The organism is Flavobacterium sp. 2755, from assembly GCF_031455715.1.
Taxonomy (GTDB): domain Bacteria; phylum Bacteroidota; class Bacteroidia; order Flavobacteriales; family Flavobacteriaceae; genus Flavobacterium.
Window position 1 is genome coordinate 81,874 of the sequence record NZ_JAVDTG010000014.1, and the last position, 17,195, is coordinate 99,068.

General features: G+C 31.0%; 19 protein-coding genes and 1 pseudogene. 6 read left to right on the top strand and 14 right to left on the bottom strand.

Translation table 11 applies throughout. The features are described from left to right. The first annotated feature begins 149 nt into the window (after positions 1–149). The 3 genes from J2Y38_RS23455 to J2Y38_RS23465 all read left to right on the top strand — a co-directional run bounded on the left by J2Y38_RS23455 (position 150) and on the right by J2Y38_RS23465 (position 1,770). Positions 150–767 carry an isochorismatase family cysteine hydrolase gene (locus J2Y38_RS23455; RefSeq protein WP_309847541.1) on the top strand — a complete coding sequence of 206 codons (618 nt, stop codon included), beginning with the start codon at positions 150–152 and terminating at the stop codon, positions 765–767. A 2-nt stretch (positions 768–769) separates the two neighbouring features. After that, positions 770–1,300: a hypothetical protein gene (locus tag J2Y38_RS23460; RefSeq protein ID WP_309847544.1), complete on the top strand. Its 531-nt coding sequence runs from the start codon at positions 770–772 to the stop codon at positions 1,298–1,300. Between the two features lie 164 nt (positions 1,301–1,464). Beyond that, positions 1,465–1,770, top strand: a complete 306-nt coding sequence (locus J2Y38_RS23465; protein WP_053470614.1) for a hypothetical protein — start codon at positions 1,465–1,467, stop codon at positions 1,768–1,770. A 100-nt stretch (positions 1,771–1,870) separates the two neighbouring features. Here J2Y38_RS23465 and J2Y38_RS23470 read toward each other — a convergent pair whose 3' ends face one another. The 13 genes from J2Y38_RS23470 to J2Y38_RS23530 all read right to left on the bottom strand — a co-directional run bounded on the left by J2Y38_RS23470 (position 1,871) and on the right by J2Y38_RS23530 (position 13,294). After that, complete coding sequence (locus tag J2Y38_RS23470) at positions 1,871–2,368, bottom strand: hypothetical protein (RefSeq protein WP_309847547.1); 498 nt, start codon at positions 2,366–2,368, stop codon at positions 1,871–1,873. 2 nt (positions 2,369–2,370) lie between these two features. After that, positions 2,371–3,324, bottom strand: coding sequence for a hypothetical protein (locus J2Y38_RS23475; RefSeq protein ID WP_309847549.1), 954 nt, complete (start codon positions 3,322–3,324; stop codon positions 2,371–2,373). Further along, complete coding sequence (locus J2Y38_RS23480) at positions 3,308–3,832, bottom strand: hypothetical protein (protein ID WP_309847551.1); 525 nt, start codon at positions 3,830–3,832, stop codon at positions 3,308–3,310. Before J2Y38_RS23480 ends, J2Y38_RS23475 begins: the two co-directional genes overlap by 17 nt. After that, positions 3,825–5,012: a hypothetical protein gene (locus J2Y38_RS23485; protein WP_309847553.1), complete on the bottom strand. Its 1,188-nt coding sequence runs from the start codon at positions 5,010–5,012 to the stop codon at positions 3,825–3,827. The genes J2Y38_RS23480 and J2Y38_RS23485 overlap by 8 nt, the downstream gene beginning before the upstream one ends. 2 nt (positions 5,013–5,014) lie before the next feature. Continuing rightward, a complete protein-coding gene (locus J2Y38_RS23490) occupies positions 5,015–6,919 on the bottom strand; it encodes a type II and III secretion system protein (RefSeq protein WP_309847556.1) in 1,905 nt (634 codons plus the stop codon). Between the two features lie 3 nt (positions 6,920–6,922). Further along, positions 6,923–8,329 (bottom strand): GspE/PulE family protein, encoded by a 1,407-nt coding sequence (locus J2Y38_RS23495; protein ID WP_309847558.1) that lies wholly within the window; start codon positions 8,327–8,329, stop codon positions 6,923–6,925. Next, complete coding sequence (locus tag J2Y38_RS23500; RefSeq protein WP_309847560.1) at positions 8,329–8,811, bottom strand: prepilin peptidase; 483 nt, start codon at positions 8,809–8,811, stop codon at positions 8,329–8,331. The genes J2Y38_RS23495 and J2Y38_RS23500 overlap by 1 nt, the downstream gene beginning before the upstream one ends. A 1-nt stretch (position 8,812) precedes the next feature. Beyond that, positions 8,813–9,247, bottom strand: a complete 435-nt coding sequence (locus tag J2Y38_RS23505) for a type II secretion system protein (protein WP_309847562.1) — start codon at positions 9,245–9,247, stop codon at positions 8,813–8,815. A 72-nt stretch (positions 9,248–9,319) separates the two neighbouring features. Next, positions 9,320–10,441: a type II secretion system F family protein gene (locus J2Y38_RS23510; RefSeq protein ID WP_309847564.1), complete on the bottom strand. Its 1,122-nt coding sequence runs from the start codon at positions 10,439–10,441 to the stop codon at positions 9,320–9,322. Further along, entirely contained in the window at positions 10,438–10,941 is a 504-nt protein-coding gene (locus tag J2Y38_RS23515) for a hypothetical protein (protein WP_309847566.1), read from the bottom strand. Before J2Y38_RS23515 ends, J2Y38_RS23510 begins: the two co-directional genes overlap by 4 nt. Continuing rightward, on the bottom strand, positions 10,922–11,266 hold the full coding sequence (locus J2Y38_RS23520) for a hypothetical protein (protein WP_309847568.1): 345 nt from the start codon (positions 11,264–11,266) through the stop codon (positions 10,922–10,924). Before J2Y38_RS23520 ends, J2Y38_RS23515 begins: the two co-directional genes overlap by 20 nt. Beyond that, positions 11,241–12,452: a hypothetical protein gene (locus J2Y38_RS23525; RefSeq protein ID WP_309847571.1), complete on the bottom strand. Its 1,212-nt coding sequence runs from the start codon at positions 12,450–12,452 to the stop codon at positions 11,241–11,243. Before J2Y38_RS23525 ends, J2Y38_RS23520 begins: the two co-directional genes overlap by 26 nt. Beyond that, the gene (locus J2Y38_RS23530) at positions 12,452–13,294 is read right to left on the bottom strand and encodes a hypothetical protein (RefSeq protein WP_309847573.1); all 843 of its coding nucleotides are present in this window, start codon (positions 13,292–13,294) and stop codon (positions 12,452–12,454) included. Before J2Y38_RS23530 ends, J2Y38_RS23525 begins: the two co-directional genes overlap by 1 nt. A gap of 289 nt (positions 13,295–13,583) precedes the next feature. On the opposite strand from J2Y38_RS23530, the pseudogene J2Y38_RS23535 reads away from it, so the two are divergent. The 3 genes and pseudogenes from J2Y38_RS23535 to J2Y38_RS23545 all read left to right on the top strand — a co-directional run. Next, a pseudogene (locus J2Y38_RS23535) lies at positions 13,584–14,645 on the top strand (hypothetical protein); the annotation flags it as partial. A 5-nt stretch (positions 14,646–14,650) separates the two neighbouring features. Beyond that, positions 14,651–15,190, top strand: a complete 540-nt coding sequence (locus tag J2Y38_RS23540; protein ID WP_309847576.1) for a hypothetical protein — start codon at positions 14,651–14,653, stop codon at positions 15,188–15,190. 286 nt (positions 15,191–15,476) lie between these two features. After that, the gene (locus tag J2Y38_RS23545) at positions 15,477–16,523 is read left to right on the top strand and encodes a tyrosine-type recombinase/integrase (protein ID WP_309847579.1); all 1,047 of its coding nucleotides are present in this window, start codon (positions 15,477–15,479) and stop codon (positions 16,521–16,523) included. Between the two features lie 230 nt (positions 16,524–16,753). Here the strand turns inward: J2Y38_RS23545 and J2Y38_RS23550 are convergent, their stop codons facing one another. Continuing rightward, positions 16,754–17,194 carry a hypothetical protein gene (locus J2Y38_RS23550; protein WP_309847580.1) on the bottom strand — a complete coding sequence of 147 codons (441 nt, stop codon included), beginning with the start codon at positions 17,192–17,194 and terminating at the stop codon, positions 16,754–16,756. Position 17,195 lies beyond the last annotated feature (1 nt).

Genomic DNA, 17,195 nt, shown 5'->3' on the forward strand with positions numbered 1-17,195 from the left:
TCAGAAATTTATTTTTGATATTTCGTTAATACGATGATTTTCAGCGGAATATCAATTCCTTGTAATTTTATAAGTAATTAAAAACCAGTCGCTTATGTTTGGGTTTGAATTTTGGAATCTGTTAGTTCTAATTTCTAAAATTCAAAACTATGAGTACTTATCAAAACCATCGAACTGCATTATTATTAGTTGATCCCTATAATGATTTTCTTTCCGAAAAAGGGAAACTCTGGCCTTTTGTAAAAGAAACCGTGGAAAGCAACAATATTATTGCAAACTTAAAAAGTCTATTGACCGCGGTTAGAAAACATAACATAAAAGTAATTTATGTGCCGCACCGTCAAACACAAAAAGAAGATTATTTAAAATGGAAATATTTTTCTCCATCACACAACGGAAGTAAAAATTTAACTCTTTTTGAAAAAGGTAGCTGGGGCGCAGAATTTCACCCGGATCTTTTGCCGGAATCGGGAGATTTAATCGCTCAAAATCATTGGACAGCAAGCGGTTTTGCAAATACTGATTTGGATTTTCTTTTAAAAATACATGATTTAGACCATATTGTAATTGCCGGAATGAGAGCGAATACTTGTATTGATTCAACAGCAAGATATGGTGTAGAATTAGGATATCATGTTACTTTGATCAAAGATGGAATAGGTTCTTTTAATCAGGACGAAATAATAGCAACCGTAGAAATTAATTTTCCCAATTACGGACACTCACTTTTATCTGCACAAGAATTTATAAACATTTTAGAATCATAAAGATGGAAATCCTTGCCGAATGTACTGCAAAGGCCGTTATTGATTGTCCTGCAGAAAAAATTAATATTACCGAATGGCTGTTTACTTTGAAAGATTTTGAATATCAATCGTGTTCAAAGGCACATATTGCAAGTGGAGTTTCATTTTCGGAAGATGGAAAGCGAATGTCTATAAATGTAGAAAAAGTTGCAGATAACTTTTTAGTACAGCATTATGTCGAAGAGATTGGAAGTAAAAACTATTGCAGAGTAAATTCTGTTTCCGATTCAATTTCGCCTTTAGGAACAACAAAAATAGGAGTGACTTGGGAGCTTAAAATTATCCAGATATCAAATGATCAGTGCGAACTTCATAATCATGTTGCTGTTAGCGCAACTCCTGAGTTTTTGGCGGTGCTGAAATCGTTAAATATTGAGGACTTAACATTAGTAAAAAGTCAGATGCTGCATAATTTAGAAGCGCATAATAATGAAGAAACGCCTTTGTTTGCCAATAATATTGTACAAAAATCGAAAGCTGGTATTTGGGATTAATTAGTTTGATGTAAAAAATCTAGAAAATAGAATTTATACTAACTTTGTTTCAATAAATTTGATGCGGGTTTTAAAAAGCATTCAATATTTTTTATAACTTTAAGATTAAATTCAATTCTAAAGAAAATTTAAACATAAAATACTAACCTTTTTACTATAAAATTATGACACTACAATATCAAGGTGAACAATACGGAAAGTCAACTACATTTACCATCAGAATTATTGGTAATAACTTATCAAAAAGCAGCTCGAATTATCAAATCGATCTTTTAGTTGGAGATAAAAAACTACCAACTTTTACAAGTGAAATTCACCAGAGTTTATCAAACTGTTTGAGAGAAATTTACTTATTCAGAAAACACAACGGGATTAAATTTGACGAATCGTCAGAGAAAATAGTTTCGCTTTATGTTCCTTATGATAAGGTTTTGTATAACTATAATAAATATGCTTTGTTTAGAGCTTAATTATTTTTAAGAAAAATATATTTTGAAGACCGTCTTTTTTGAGGCGGTTTTTTATTTAATAAAAAAGCTTCGGAAACCTCCGAAGCTTTTGCTTTTTATATTATTTCAAATGAATTATTCTGGCTTCTGAATTGAAAAACACTTCAATAGAATCTTTATATTTTTTTCGAACAACTAAACCGTTAACTGGATCGTTTAACTTGAGTTTATGTAATTTAGAATCTATTTTTAATAATACCAATTCCTGATCTTTAGATTTTAAATAGCCATAATATTTCAATGCAGGCCAATTTATGTTTACAACAGGTTTTGGGATTTTTATAACTGGCGGCGCTTTCTTAATTGGATGATGATAAGTAACCGGTTTTGGTACAGGATTATCTCGATATTCCTTATTTAAAAACGGGTCCCGATTTATTTTTTCTAATTCAAATGTATCTTTGTCAATTTTTTTAAGAGACACATTTTTAGAATGCGTTTCTGTATTTGCAATAATACTGCTATCCCCAAAATAGCGATTAATAGTTTTAAACCCTACAGTTCCCCATAGTCCTAAAACGACAATAATAAGAATTATATTTATTTTCTTTTTGGCCATTATTATTTTACAGTAAGCTTATATCCTGCGCTGTTAGTTCCAATATTTCCTGCTCCGTCAATAGCTCTAACTCTCCAATAGTTAACCCCAACAGTAGAAAATGAATGTTGAATACTTGTAGTTTCACTGTTTAAAGTTTCAACGATAGAATTAAAAGCGGCATCACTTGCAAATTCAATTACATAAGAAATTGGAGATTTTGCGGTTCCAACATCTGATGCAATACTCCATGTATAAGTTGTTGTTGTATTAACATTTTGCGATGATCCGTCTTCGGGAGATACATTTTTTGGCTGATTTGGAACTGTAGTGTCAATATTAAACTTTCGTGCAGAATATTGTCTGGTTTCACTTTCTGTATTCTTAGCTTTTATTCTCCATTCGTAATTTCCATCAGCTAGTGTTGCTAAATCTAGTGTTACAGCATTATCAGTTAAATCAAGTTTAGAAAAAACTTCTTGTCCTGTAGCAGTATTAACAACTTTAGCGCTATAGCTTGTTGCTTTAGCCAATATTTGCCAGTTTAGTGTTACATTGATAAAATTAAAATATTTATCGTTGTCAGGCCCTGTTAGAATAACTTGCTGATTAGTTAAATCATCTGGAATTGTTGTTGAAAAATTGGATGGAAAAGAGTAGGTAGACTCATAAGCATAATTTTCTGCGCGTACTCGCCAAATATAACTTCCTGCATCTAATGGAAGCGTTAAACTTGATTTTGTAGTTAGTGAGTCTAGCACCAAAACCTGATTAGATTCAAAAACCTGAACACGATATTTGTCAGCACCTTTTAAAGTATTCCATTTAAAATTAACTACGTTACTTTCTATTTTTGCATCTTTTGTTGGAGATATAATTTGAATTGTATCGTCGCTAATATCTTCTTCAAGAATATCATCACAAGAATAAGTAAAGACTGCAAGGGCTATTAATATAATTTTATTTATTGTTTTCATAGTTTTGAAAAATCATTTTTAAATGTAAAACTTCAGATTTGTTATTCTTCTTTGTGGTGTAAAAATTTTGGCTGACCATTCTGGAATAGTCAAAGTTTTTTTCAAAACTATACGCCAGTTCTAATAATTGATTTGCGTTTCCTGTAACATCCAGCTGATTTGTAATGATATGATAATCATCTTCAGGAAAATCGTGAATAGGCTTCAGGTCGCTTATCGAAATATTTTTCGAATTTGTTGATGCAAAACTTACAATGCCCTGCTGCACCATTTCTTTTGTAATGCCTTCTTTTCCAATAATTTTATCTAAATAAGCAATATCGTTAGTCAGTGTCCCTGTATTTTTTGATTTTTTATTGATATCATCTGCTTTTTTTGAAAGTGTTTTATATTCTGAAACAACTTCAAATAACGTATGAAACGATCTTTTGTATGCTGCGATCGAGAGCATAAAAAAGAGTATAATCAAAGCATAAAACTTTTGTTTATAAGAGTAGTTTTCAAACATTTTTAAGAATGATTTTTATTTCAAATATTGATTTATTCTTCTTGTCCTTTTTTAAGCTGATGATTTCGAAATTCTGCAGCCAATCCATCTTTTTTAAATTCTCTAACCAGTTATTAAAAGATGATTCTTCAAAAGTTTCTCCTTTAATTATAATTGTGCCGTTATTAAACAGTGCTTTTTTATTTTCCTTATATTCTTCTTTAAGCGGAACAATATTCAGCTCATTTAAAGAGATATTGCCTGGAATTGTTTTGATGATTTCATAGCTGTAATAAGAGAGAAATTTAGAAGATAAAACTCCCGACTCTTTTAATAAATTAAGCTTTTTTTCTTTTTGAGCTTCTAAGTCTAAAATCAATTGATAGGATTGATTTGAATATACAGTTTGAAGATTCAATTCAGAATTTTTTGTACCGTAATATTGAATTAAGAAATAACTTATCAGCAATGAACCCAGAAAACTGCAAAGTATAATTGCCCCAAGCAGATTGAAAGCTTTTTTATAAATTAACTCTTCGCTGTTTAAACTTGGATTTATAGTTTTTGAAACTTCTTTCTGTTTTACAAAAAAGTGAATAACAGCCCCGTATAAGGGTAAAAAAGTACTGGAAATACTTTCTTCTCCAATAGTATAATTAAGAACATTTACACTTTCATTCTGCTTACTAAAACCAGTTAGTTTTTCATTTTCAAATTCTAATTTCAAATCGTTTGAAAAAATGATATCTTTCTTTAAAACATTGTTTAACAAAGCCGCTAAAAATGAACCAATATAAACATCAATAACCTGAAACCCGCTTTTTTGAAATTTGGTGATACTTTCGTCAACAATATTTTTTCTGCAAAAACTGATAAAATTCGATTTTGAACCTTTAATATCAGTATAATAAATAGAGTTATAATCGATATTTTTCTGCCAGTTTACATCAGTTTCATTTTCAAAATCAATCTCTTTATTCAAAACCCCTTTTCCTTCTACAACAATTAAAACAGGAAGTTTTTTGTCGATCGTTTTTGTTAGGGTTTCAAAGTTTTCAAATGTTAGTTTAGCACCAATAGAAATCTTATTTGCTTTCTTTTTTATAGTAAGCAGATTATAGATTTCATAATCATCTTTTTTGATTATGCCAACAACATTTAAGTCGTTTATTTTTATGAATTTAGATAAAGTATTAAACATTACTAATAAATAACTGTCGGTTTAATAAAAATATGAAGCTTAGAATCGCTTTTGGCTTTCTTTCTGCTGCTAAAGAACCATTTAATAACCGGAATTCTCGATATTAATGGAGTTCCTGTACCTGAATTTTCTTTTTTCAATTCGTCTAAACCGCCCAATAAAATCATTTCTCCATTTTTAACCCTTACTAAAGATTCAAATTTTTGAGTTGCTTTTCCCGGAGGAGCATCTTCAGCAGCTCTGGCAAGGAAAGAACTTTTTTCTACCGCAATAGTTAATGTCACATTTTCATCTGTAGAAACATACGGTTTTATAGATACACTTAAATTAGCATCTGTTGATTTCCAGGTTCCTGAATTTAAAATGTCATTTCCGATACTGTTGTTGATTAGTCGGTTATTTTGCTCAAAATAATAACTTGTTTCTCCAATAGATAATTTAGCCTCGTGTCCGCTGATCGTTGCAATTTTTGGCGTAGATTCTATTTTTAAAGCTGAGTTATTTTCTAAAAGTTTAAGGTTTAGGTAAAAAGATTCAGTAACCTTTCCAATTTTAAAAAGTCCGAAACCATTAAAAGCATTGATCAAACTATTTACAGACGATCCATTTAAAGTTACATCAGAATTAGGAAATAAAACCCCTCCGGTTTTAACCGAATTAATTTTGTCTAATCCTGCTTTCATTCCCGTTTGGATATCATATGCTTTGTTATACTGCACAATAATAACTTCAATCTGTACCATTGGCACGACCTTGTCAATTTGTTTCATGTATACTTTTAGCTCTTCCAAAATAGATCTTGAACCCGAAACAATTAATCCGTTTAATTCGATGAACTCTTTAATTTCTAATTTTTCAGAGAAAACTTTAGGTAAAGTATTGACTACCGATTCGATAGATCTATTTTCTAACTGAATCATTTCTGTAATTCTTAAACCTTCGGTTGTTTCTTCTCCAATTAAATATAAATCGCCCTGTTTTTTATAAGTATATTTTTTTCCTTTGAAAATGTGGGACAATAGTTGATCAAAAGTAATATTATCGGCAGAAAGTGTTGTTTTTTCGTTTTCTGGTTTATTGTATAAGAAATAATTGATATGCAGTTTTTCAGCTGCTTCTGTCAATAAATCAGATGCATCTGCAATATATGCGTTGACCTGTAAAAATCCTTGTTTATTAATATTTACTTCATAAAATCCAGGAACTCCAAGACTAACTTTTGGCTGTTTTGCTTTTGGCCCGTTTGTTACTGAATTTAAGGCTTGAGCCGTCATTTTTTGCAGAAAATAAACACCATTATCATCTTTAACAGCGTTTAAATCATTTGATTTTGACATCATTTCGATAACCTGATCAAAAGGACGATTGATGATGTAAGATGAGACTCGGATGTTTTTTATGTCCTGAGCCAGGATTATATTCTTTCCCGATTTATCAATAATTGCTTTTGCAACTGCAGATAATGTATCGTTTTCAAGTTTTACAGACAGAAAATCATTCTGCGGATTGTACGTTACATCAATAACTTTAGGTTGTTTTTTTTCGACAACGGGTACAATTTTTCTCTTTTTGAAAACAATAATATTGCTCATAAAAGAAACTTCAAGATCGTATTTTTGAACAAGATGAATGAAAACATCTTTTACCGTAACATCAAAAAAGTTATTGGCTACCGGCTGGTTCAAATCGATATCAACATCAACATTTAATTGATGCTCTTCTGCAATTGAAGCAATAAAGTCATGTAATGTAAGTCCTGAAACATCAATTTTAATGGTTTCATTTAAACCTTTTTTTTGTACTGAAAATTCGTCAAATTTTCTACTTAACTCGACAATATCCTGCTGAGCGAAAATTATATTTGAAAAAAGTAACGCAGCGAGTGCGAAAACTATCTGTTTGAACATTATTTATATGTTTATTAAAATTGAGTATATTTCTTCCAGAGATGTTTCTCCGGCGGCTAAAATTTCAAATGCTTTTTCTGGCAGTGATTTATAGTTTTTATCATTGCTGTATAATTTTGTAATTGTATTGTTTTTGATTGCTTCGGCAATTGTATGATCAATATCTAATATTTCATAAATAGCTGTTCTTCCTTTATAACCAGTATGAAAGCATTTGTTGCAGCCAACAGGTTTATAATAAGAGGAGATGTCAAAAGGAAACTTAAAATTAAGCGGGAAATCTTTCGGGTTAATTACGGTTTCTTTTTTACAGCTTTCGCAAAGTTTTCTAACCAGTCTTTGAGCAACAGATAAGTTTAATGTCTCGGCAATTAAATAGGAGGGAACTCCCATATCGATTAACCTTGAAATTGTTCCAATTGCTGAGTTGGTATGTATAGTTGATAATACCAAATGTCCCGTTAACGATGCACGAATTGCCATTAACGCTGTTTCAGAATCACGAATTTCCCCCAGCATGATAACATCAGGATCCTGACGTAAAAATGATTTTAGAGCAGAGGCAAACGTTAAACCAATATCTTCTTTTAATTGTACCTGATTAATTCCTTTTAAGGTATATTCGATTGGATCTTCGACCGTTACAATATTTCTTCGGCTGTCGTTCAATAATCTTAAAGTAGCGTAAAGCGTCGTGGTTTTTCCTGAACCTGTAGGACCGCTGATTAAGATAATTCCGTTTGGTTTTTTTACAGCTTCAAGGTATTTTTCCAATTCCTCTTTCTGCAATCCCAAAGTATTCAAATCGATATTTGAAGCGTCCTGACCTAAAAGACGCATTACAATTTTTTCTCCAAATAATGTCGGCAGGATTGAAACCCTTATATCAAAAGATTCATTGGTAATCCTTCCGTCCTGCGGAAGCCTTTTTTCAGTAATATTTAATTTCGCTTTAATCTTGACTTTATTTACGAGTTCAAGATAGTTTTCGCGTTCAATTTTATAGCGTTCAATTAATTGACCGTCAATTCTAAAACGAATACGGGATGAATTTTCGTAAACCTCAAAATGAATATCACTGCATTTTAGCGATTTTGCTTCGGTCAGTAAATTTTCAAGAAAATCGCCTTTGTCAACATTTAAAGATTTGTTTGATGCTAAGGCTCTTTCTTTTCGATAATAAATAGATAATGCTCTTTCAATTTCAGAAGAATCTGCGGGATGAAAAACGATATTTTTTCCTAAAAACAGCTCTAATTCATCTTTTGCATCTTCATTATTATTCGAATCATCAACATACAATTCTATAGTATTTTCATACATTGATTTTGGCAGAATTCTATATTGATTCGCCAAATCGTTAGATACGGTATGCTGTATTTCAGGAAGGATTTCGATATTCTGGATCATTATAATAAGGTGATTTTTTGAAAGGTTATAAAATAGTCTTTCAGTATTACGATGAATAGAAACAAAGCCGAAAATCCTGCCAAAGGAACTGTTTCTTCCTTAATCAGTTTTTTTAATCCAAACTGCATCAAAATCGCAAAAAGAAGGGATAAAATGAAAAATAAATTGTAGTTTTCTAATGCAAATAATGGAGTAACTGCGATGTAAAATAGTAAATCCCCCAATCCAAAATAATGCTGAAAAGGGTTTAGAAATTTTTTAGATTTCAAACTCATGTACAATGTCAGAATACCTAAAATTATCAGGAAAAAGAGGATGTTTAAAAGTGCAATTTTACCCAAAGCATAACTCTCTACAGGAATCAAAAAGAAACCAGCAGTAAAAATAACAAGTGGTAAAACCAAATGTATTTTTCTGTATTTCCAATCCTGAATAAAAACAATGATTAAACAAAATAACAAAATTGCGAGGGCTATTTTCAATTTACTCTTTTGTTACTTCTGTTAGTATTTTTTTGCTGTCAATTTCCCAAGTGTTGAAACTTCCGTCCCCATCTAAATCTGATGTTGCGGTGGCTCTGGCCATAAACGAATCGTTTGAAGCATCTATAATTTCGATTCTGTAAACTGCCTGACCTCCTTCGTCTACAGTTTTCTCTTGTTCGAAACCAATTTCTTCTAAACTTCCTGAATATTTTGAATGTCTGTAGAAATAACTTTTTTCTAAACCATAAACCTGATTTAGCATAGCCTGGGCTTCGATTGCTTTTGCCTGACCGATAACCGAAGTCTGGTTTGGTAATACCATTAGCAGTAAGATACCAATGATACATAATACTATTAAAATTTCTGTTAAAGAGTAGGCTTTAACATATAGTTTTTTGTAAGATTTGTGGTATTTTTTAATTGTTTTTAACATTTATGTGTTTTTTTCAGTGTTAAAATTTGTTAATTAATGTGGGCAAAAATACAAATTGAATTGATGCGATAACTATTTATTTATGATTTTACTTAAATCGAACATTGGTGCATACATCGAGACCATAATTACGCCCACAATTGCTCCAATTACGATAATAATCATAGGTTCGAGAATTACTCCAATCATCTTGGTTTGATGGCTTATTTCTTCATTATATTGTTCTGTTAATCGTTCAAACATCGTTTCGAGCTGGTTGACCTGTTCTGCCACTTCAACCATCGAAACCATTTTATTTTCGAATACATTGTGCTTTTTTAAACTTTCATTTAATGAAGCTCCTCTTGTAATATCTTCTTTAATTTGATGAATAGCAACTTCAATAGGGTAGAAGCCAATCATTTTTGCAGTCAAAGTCAGGGAATTAATTAAGGTTGTTTTAGACGTAATTAATAAATTCATTGCCTGGCAAAAACGCGAAATGTATATTTTACGAATCAGGTTTCCGAAATACGGAATTTTTAAAAGCATTTTTGTAGTAAACGATCTGTAACTATCCTTGTCTTTTAAAAGCATATGAATAGCCACCAAAGCCGCGATAACCCCAATTACAAAAGAAAATATCAGTCCCGAATGATTCGAAATTTTCAGGATAATCTGCGTACTTTTTGGCAGTTCGCTTCCAAATTGTTTAAAAACCGAACTAAACATCGGTACCACTTTATTCAGCATGAAATACAAAACCAAAATAGTAACCAGCATAACAATTGTTGGGTACGTCATAACCGAAACGATCTGCCTTTTCATTTGAATTTTTCGGTTAAAATACTTTTGCAGTTCACCTAAAACTTCTTCAAGTTTTCTGGTTTCTTCGCCAATTTGAATGCTGTAATATTCGTATGGCGAAAACTGGTTGCTTTCTCGCATAGATTCGTAAATACTTTTTCCTTCTATAACCTTTTCTTTGATTTGAAGGATAAGCTCTTTTTCAAATTTATTTGCCGATTGATTGCTTAAAATTTCCAAAGCCTTTTTAAAATCGACTCCGGATCTTAAAAGCATACCGAGTTCCCTGTAAAAAATCTCCTTTTTTTTATCGGAGAGTTTTTTAGAAAACTGAAAAGAACCGGTTTCAATCCTGAAATCCTTTTTCTCTGCTTTTGGCGCTTTATATGTTGATAAATCGAAACTCATTCGCTTTTTATTCGTTGTAATAATTCATTAGGATAAACTCTTTTATAAAATCGTAAATCCAGTTCTTTCTCGTTTGCTTCTACGTTTAATTTTATCTTTTGAAAAACAAATTGCTCTGTTTTGCTTTTTACCGTATCCAGAATTATTTTGTTCATTTTAATGCGAAAGGTATCAACAAAAGTTTCGCTGTTTCTTAAAATATAATCATCCAGAAACTGATAAGAAACCCTTTCGCCTGTATATCCGTTAAAATAAATTTCATTTTCTGAAGCCGTCATTTTCTCCTTTTCAAAAATATCTTTGTTTAAGCTGTATGTCAATCGGTTTAAATCGTTTACCAATTGATTTTGGCTTTTAAAATCCAGCATTCGTCCCGTAACAATCGAAAAAATAACAAACAAAATCCCCATGATAATGGCTGTAATTGCCATACCAACGACCGCTTCGATAATAGAAAAAGCAGGAATCGATTTTGACTGACTACGGATTGATTTGAACATAGAAACTTTTTTCGAATTTAAACTGTGTACTGTCTTTATATTGAATTGATATTTTTTTGAGATTATCGTTTACCGGTTCTTCTTCTATCAGCAGATTTTCATCTTCACTTTCATTTGATATGGAATCGCTTTTTATTTGCGATAAATAAAAAAGTTCGTTTACCTTATTTTGTGTGCTGTAAAATTTAGCCGATGTTTTTGGCGTATAAACCGAAGCAAAAATCATAATGGCAAAATACAAACAAACCGAAATAATGGTCAATGCAATAACCGATTCTAACAGCGAATTTGCCGCCAGATTACAACACTTTTTTAATGACGCCATAGGTTGTTGTTTTAGTGTTGAATAATGGAATTGAAATAAAATAATCCGGTCGTTTACTAGTATTGATTTCGATATTGCTGATCAGGTTGTCATAAGACGAAGAATCGGTTTTCTTAAAAAAGCGATTGGTATAAACAGAGCCGTAAACATTGCTTTTGAGCATTAGTTTCCCGCTGCAGTATAAATCGCCAAAAAGCAGTCCTTTTTCGTCTATTTCTATAATGTTTTTGTCAATTAAATTATCTGCGTTTCCAAACAAAACTACAGCACCCATTATGTTGCATTCTTTCTTGATTTTGATTTTAGATGGTTCGCCGCTTTCGTTAAAAACACAAATTACAGACGGATAATTTAAAGTCACTTTATCCTCAAGTTCAATTCCTTTTGTGGCAAATGCCTGAACAGTTCCTTTAAAACCTTCTTCAAAAGTTATTTTAGGAGCTATTAAAATAACGTCTTCTAAAACAGCATTTTTCCTTACCCGAATAGAATCATCAGATCGCAAAATGAAGTTGCCTTTGAAAATAATATTTGCCAAATTTGATTTTACCTGTATTTCTTTTGTTGGATTAAAAAAAGAATTGTAAAACAAAGAATCTTTTAGATTTTCGATATCTGAGAGTTTTGTTTTTTCCGATTTCATTCCTTGAAAAACCTTTTTGAAATCAGGATTAATTTGTGGTAATTGTGATTCTGAAACCGAATTTTTTCCATCGACAGTAAGTCTGTTCAGTTCATTATTGATATAAGAACTTTCGATAAAAGTGTTTGGAAGTTGATTATTCCCAACGAGTTTTACTGTTCCTGAATAAAAAAGAGATTTAGATAAATTAGTTAGATAAATTGCATTTTTATTAGTATTGCGTGCACCGACAAAATGTGCCGATGAAACAGTGTCATTTGCGATATATGATTTAGCTAAAACTAAAGATAACAAACCATAGGATTTGGTTTCAAAACTTCCTTCAATTCCGGATTTTTCATCTTGTTCGATTTCTGCAGGAACTATTTTATTTCCTAGGGCAAAATTTAAAACCGACTGATTCTGAATATAAAGTTCTTCCTGCAGGTTATAATATAAGTTAAGCTGATTGTATAAGTTTGAAAAATACAGCAATGCGCCGCAAATTATAGAAACAATTAAGCATATATAAATGGCATATAGCAAACTGTGAGCTTTGACCATTATTTTGGAGCTTTATCTTTCTTTTTAAAGAGGTTATTAAAGAAGCTTTTTATTTTTAAATCTTTTTTAGGTTCATTTTTTGCTCGTTCTTTCTCTCTTTCTTTTGCCTGTTTTTTAGCTTCTTTTTCTGCTTTTTGGGCAGCAGCTTTGGCTTCTGTTTCTTTTTTAGCTTTTTCTTTTGCCTGTGCTTTTTCTTCTTTGGTTTTAGCTTTGTAGCTTTCCAGTTTTAAAGCATCCGAAGTTTCTTCTAACTCTTTTTGAGTTTCTTTAGCATCTTCAAGTTTATTATTTTCCTGCTTTATTCTGTATTTTTCAGATTTAGTAAACGTTTCTTTTTTCTTAACAATAACGCCGTCTTTGTAAGTGGTAATTTCTTTAGTTTCGGCATTCGTCCATTTTCCTGTTTTTTCGTTAGAAGAATATTTACCGTTTTCGACTAAAGCGCCAATTTCGTTATATCTAAAATATTTTCCGGAACGAAGTCCTTTGCTGTAATTTGATATAGAGGATAAAACACCATTTGGGTGCCAGGTTTTCCATTCGCCCACACGAAGACCATCTTTAAACTGGCCTTGTTCTGCCAGTTGGTTGCTGTGGTACATTTTGGTAAACTTATCATTTAGCAAGTCACCGGCAATACCGCCTTGTGCTTCATGGATAAGACCGCCCTTGAACCAATAGTACGTTTTTGAAGTTTTAGGAGTAATTTTTTTGTCGGTAGTGTAAAACTCGTATCTAAAATCTTTGTCAGAAATTCTTTTGATCATATACGGATCTCCAAAAGAGACCAAAACGAATGCCAAAAAGATAACGAAATAACGTGGTATTGTTAATGTTTTCAAGGGATTTTTTTAATTTTTAAACAGGGGCAATATAGCTTATTTTTATTACCTTACAAAAATAAATTGTACGTTTAGCAGGACTAATTATTTATTAAATAGAGTAGGGATTGTTGCATTTTTTTGAATTAATATATGTTCTTATTTTAGCTCAAAAAAGAGTTTTTAAAAGCCAATTTTACTAACTTTGAAATGCCGAAAAGTGCTAAAAAATGTATTTTTAATACAATTGATATAGCTCGAAAGTTCTTATTTATATTGACATTGCAGATGTTTAGATTACTATCCTTTTGGAATGCTGGTGCCGGGACGTCATGGAGCCAGCACCCCTGATGGTTATCGCTATGGGTTCCAAGGACAGGAGAATGATAATGAGTTAAAAGGTGACGGGAATTCGCTGAACTATACTTTCAGGATGCATGATCCTAGGATCGGCAGGTTTTTTGCGGTGGATCCCTTACAAGAAAATTATTCGTGGAATTCTCCTTATTCTTTCAGTTCAAATAGAGTAATCGATATGATTGAACTTGAAGGTGCAGAAACAAAAGATTATGCTGCGATTGGAACTATGTTAGTAACAACAGGGAATGCGATCCAACTGTCAAACTTTACATATGAGGATGCAATAGAGATGGTTTCTAAAAAATCAGAAAAAACGCCTAGTTTTGGTTGGATAAAATATGCGAAAGGACCTGGATTAGTTGCGCTTTTACTATATGATTATTTAAGTCCAAATGTGGGTGGTGACAAAACAGAAATAAGAAGAGATCGCTCTATTAAGTTTAATTTCGGTGTTTTGGAAATTTCTAGAAGGCTTAGTGGTACTTCTTTCTTGTTCATCCCATTAAACAGTAAAGGGATAAAAGATCCATCAAAAGCTTTTGAACCTGATCCAATAGAAATTTTTACAGATAATCCTTCAAAGTTAAGTGATTTTTATTTGGCCGGAGTAATTCAGAGGATTGCAGATGGGAAACAACGTGGTAGTGATCAAAATTATTTAAAAGAAGCCATTTCTAGAAAAAGTGTTGTAGACAAATCCAATAAATTATTTTATTCTCCAACTGATAAGCATAAACCTGGTGGATGGGGTACCGAAATGGATTTAAATGATACAACGGCTTTTGAGGTATTAAATGATTCACAGTCATTAGGGAAACAAAAATACTCTGTTTATAATGGTGTAATTTATGAATTTCAACCAGATAATGTTGGAGGTTGGCATGGTTATCCAATACCTGGTATTGAATTGGTTGGACAAAAAGGAGGAAGTGCAATTCTTCGAGAATGGCTTAAAACAGCAAAAATAACAAAAATAGAATATAATAAATTATCTAAACAATCTAAACTATAATGAACTTGAGTTTTAATTTTGTGATAAAAGAAAATCCGTATAGTGATAATTCTTCTAAATATTTGATTTGGGGTAGAATATTATTAATAATCGATAACAAAATTATTATTGATTATGAATGGGATATTCTAGAAGTAATAGAATGGTTTTTTAATAAAAAGGAACATTTGTTAGAGAAGTTCGTATTTAAAAAGGATGGCTTCTCAAGTATTGCTGAAATACGAGATCATCTATATGATTCTGTAGATTATAAGACCCCTTTAGATTACATTGAAAAACTAGAAGATTATTTTTCTAATCATATATTTAGATTAAAAGGAACTTCATTAGGAATATATTATATTGGCATTTTCGATAATAAATTAGGTCAGATTTCATTTAAAAGAGATAATGATTTTTTTTGTTATGAATTTGATATGAATAAATTTATAAAAGAAACAGAATTAAAAATATATGATACTACTAGACAATGGAATAAATCTTTTTATAAAACGGTAGAAGCAACATCAAAACTTGAAGAATTAAAAAAAACATATTCTTTTTAAGATTTTTCCATACTGATTACTGGCGTAAGTATATTGCTCGTGAATATAAAATTGTATCATCCTGACAAAGTTTACATATTTATACTTAAATCCTTAGATTTACAACCATCCTTTTATGAATTGAATATTTAAGAGAAGAATTTTAGATATTTTAGAGTTGTAAATATTAAATTATCTTACGAATCAGAAAATAAAAAAACTACAACCCTAAAAGTTGTAGTTTTTTATTTAGATTCAAACCGTCTCAATTCTCAACTAAAACAATATTTTTGTCAAAACAAAAACCATGAAAAAACCGAGTCCAATTATTCCCTTATTCAAACAATTCATAAAGGAAACCGAAACAGGAAAACGACTCAAAAAAAATGGTGAAAAAATAAAACCAGACTCCATACAAAACTATAAGTATGTATTGAACAATCTAATCCAATTTTCGAGTGAAACCAAATTTGAATTGCGTATTTGTGATGCATCAAAGTTGGACAAGCGAGAACTAGCATCAGAGAAAAGTTATTGGAAAAAATTCTACCAAAAGTTTACAGAATTCTTATATAAAAAAGGTTGTCATGATAATTATGTGGGAGCCAATATTAAAGTAATTCGTGTCTTTTTCAATTATTTAAAAAATGACAAAGATTTAAATACAGGTGATTTCCAGCGTTTGTTTTATGTTCGAAAAGAAGAAATTGAAATCTTTGTTCTTTCACCAGAACAACTAAAATTCTTAATTCACGATAAAGAATTTGAGCAGACTTTAATTCCAAGTTACAAACGTATAAAAGATATTTTTGTTTTTGGCTGTTCTACAGGTTTACGCTACTCCGATATTTTTTTATTAACCAATAAAAATTTCGAAAAAATAGATGGCGAATGGTACTTGAAACTGAAATCTAAGAAAACAAAAACGTTTAGTTTTATTAAACTTTCTGCTTATGCAATAACAATTTTTCAACGTTATACTACAGCAAATAACAAGACTACACTTTTTGGAAATACTAGTTTATTCAATTTTAATAAAAGTTTAAAGCATATAGGCGAACTAGCAGGTTTTACGACTCCTATTGAAATTTCAAGAGAAAAACAGGGCAAAACTCAAAGTATAACTAAAAAAACAGATACCTCAAAAAATCGTTTTTGCGATAAAATGTCCTCGCACATGATGCGACGAACTGCCATTACCACTTTACTAATTTTAGGAATGCCAGAACATTTAGTTCGCAAAATTAGCGGCCATAGTCATGCAAGTACTTCTTTTAATCGATATGTGCATTATGCGCAAGCCTATATGGATAAGGAGATTGAAAAGGTGCATTGTAAATTGGAGAGTTATTAAAAAAAACGACAACTTTTAAGTTTCTCGCTTTTTTTTAAACAAGACAACATTACGTTTACGAGCAAGATGTTCGCGCTAGCGAGGGGCTAAAGCTTGTTCTGCTTATGCTCCTCCATAAAACAAAAAAAGCAACTCAGTTATTGAGTTGCTTTTTGCTTTTTATTATTGTTAAGGGTCAGGACAAGACAATCTTTGCGGGCACGGAAAACTTTTCCGCGCTATCGTTGCATTTATATATCCGAGCCATCGGTATTATTACATATTTTTTGCATTAAATCAAAATTTACACAACCTTTTTTATATGTTTTTTCATATAAATAAGTATAAGCTTCATCAGTCAACTTGTTTGTCTTATAATTATTTTTACGAATATCAGAAAGAAAATCTATAGGTAAAATATAGTTATGCTTTTCGATATAATAAATTATATCTGCACTCCATATCCATTTTCCATCTGTAAGGTGGGTATCAAAATGTTCTATATTTTCTCCTGTAAAAATGCAATTTGTACAATCAAGCAAAATACTCAAATACTCAGACTTTTTCATATATTTTACAATTCTACTTTTGTCTTCAAGGTGGAAGTTTTTTAATTTATCATCTTTTAAATGATTATTAGTAACTTCAAATAATTTAAATGGTTCTTGATTAGTATCTATTATTATTCTCATA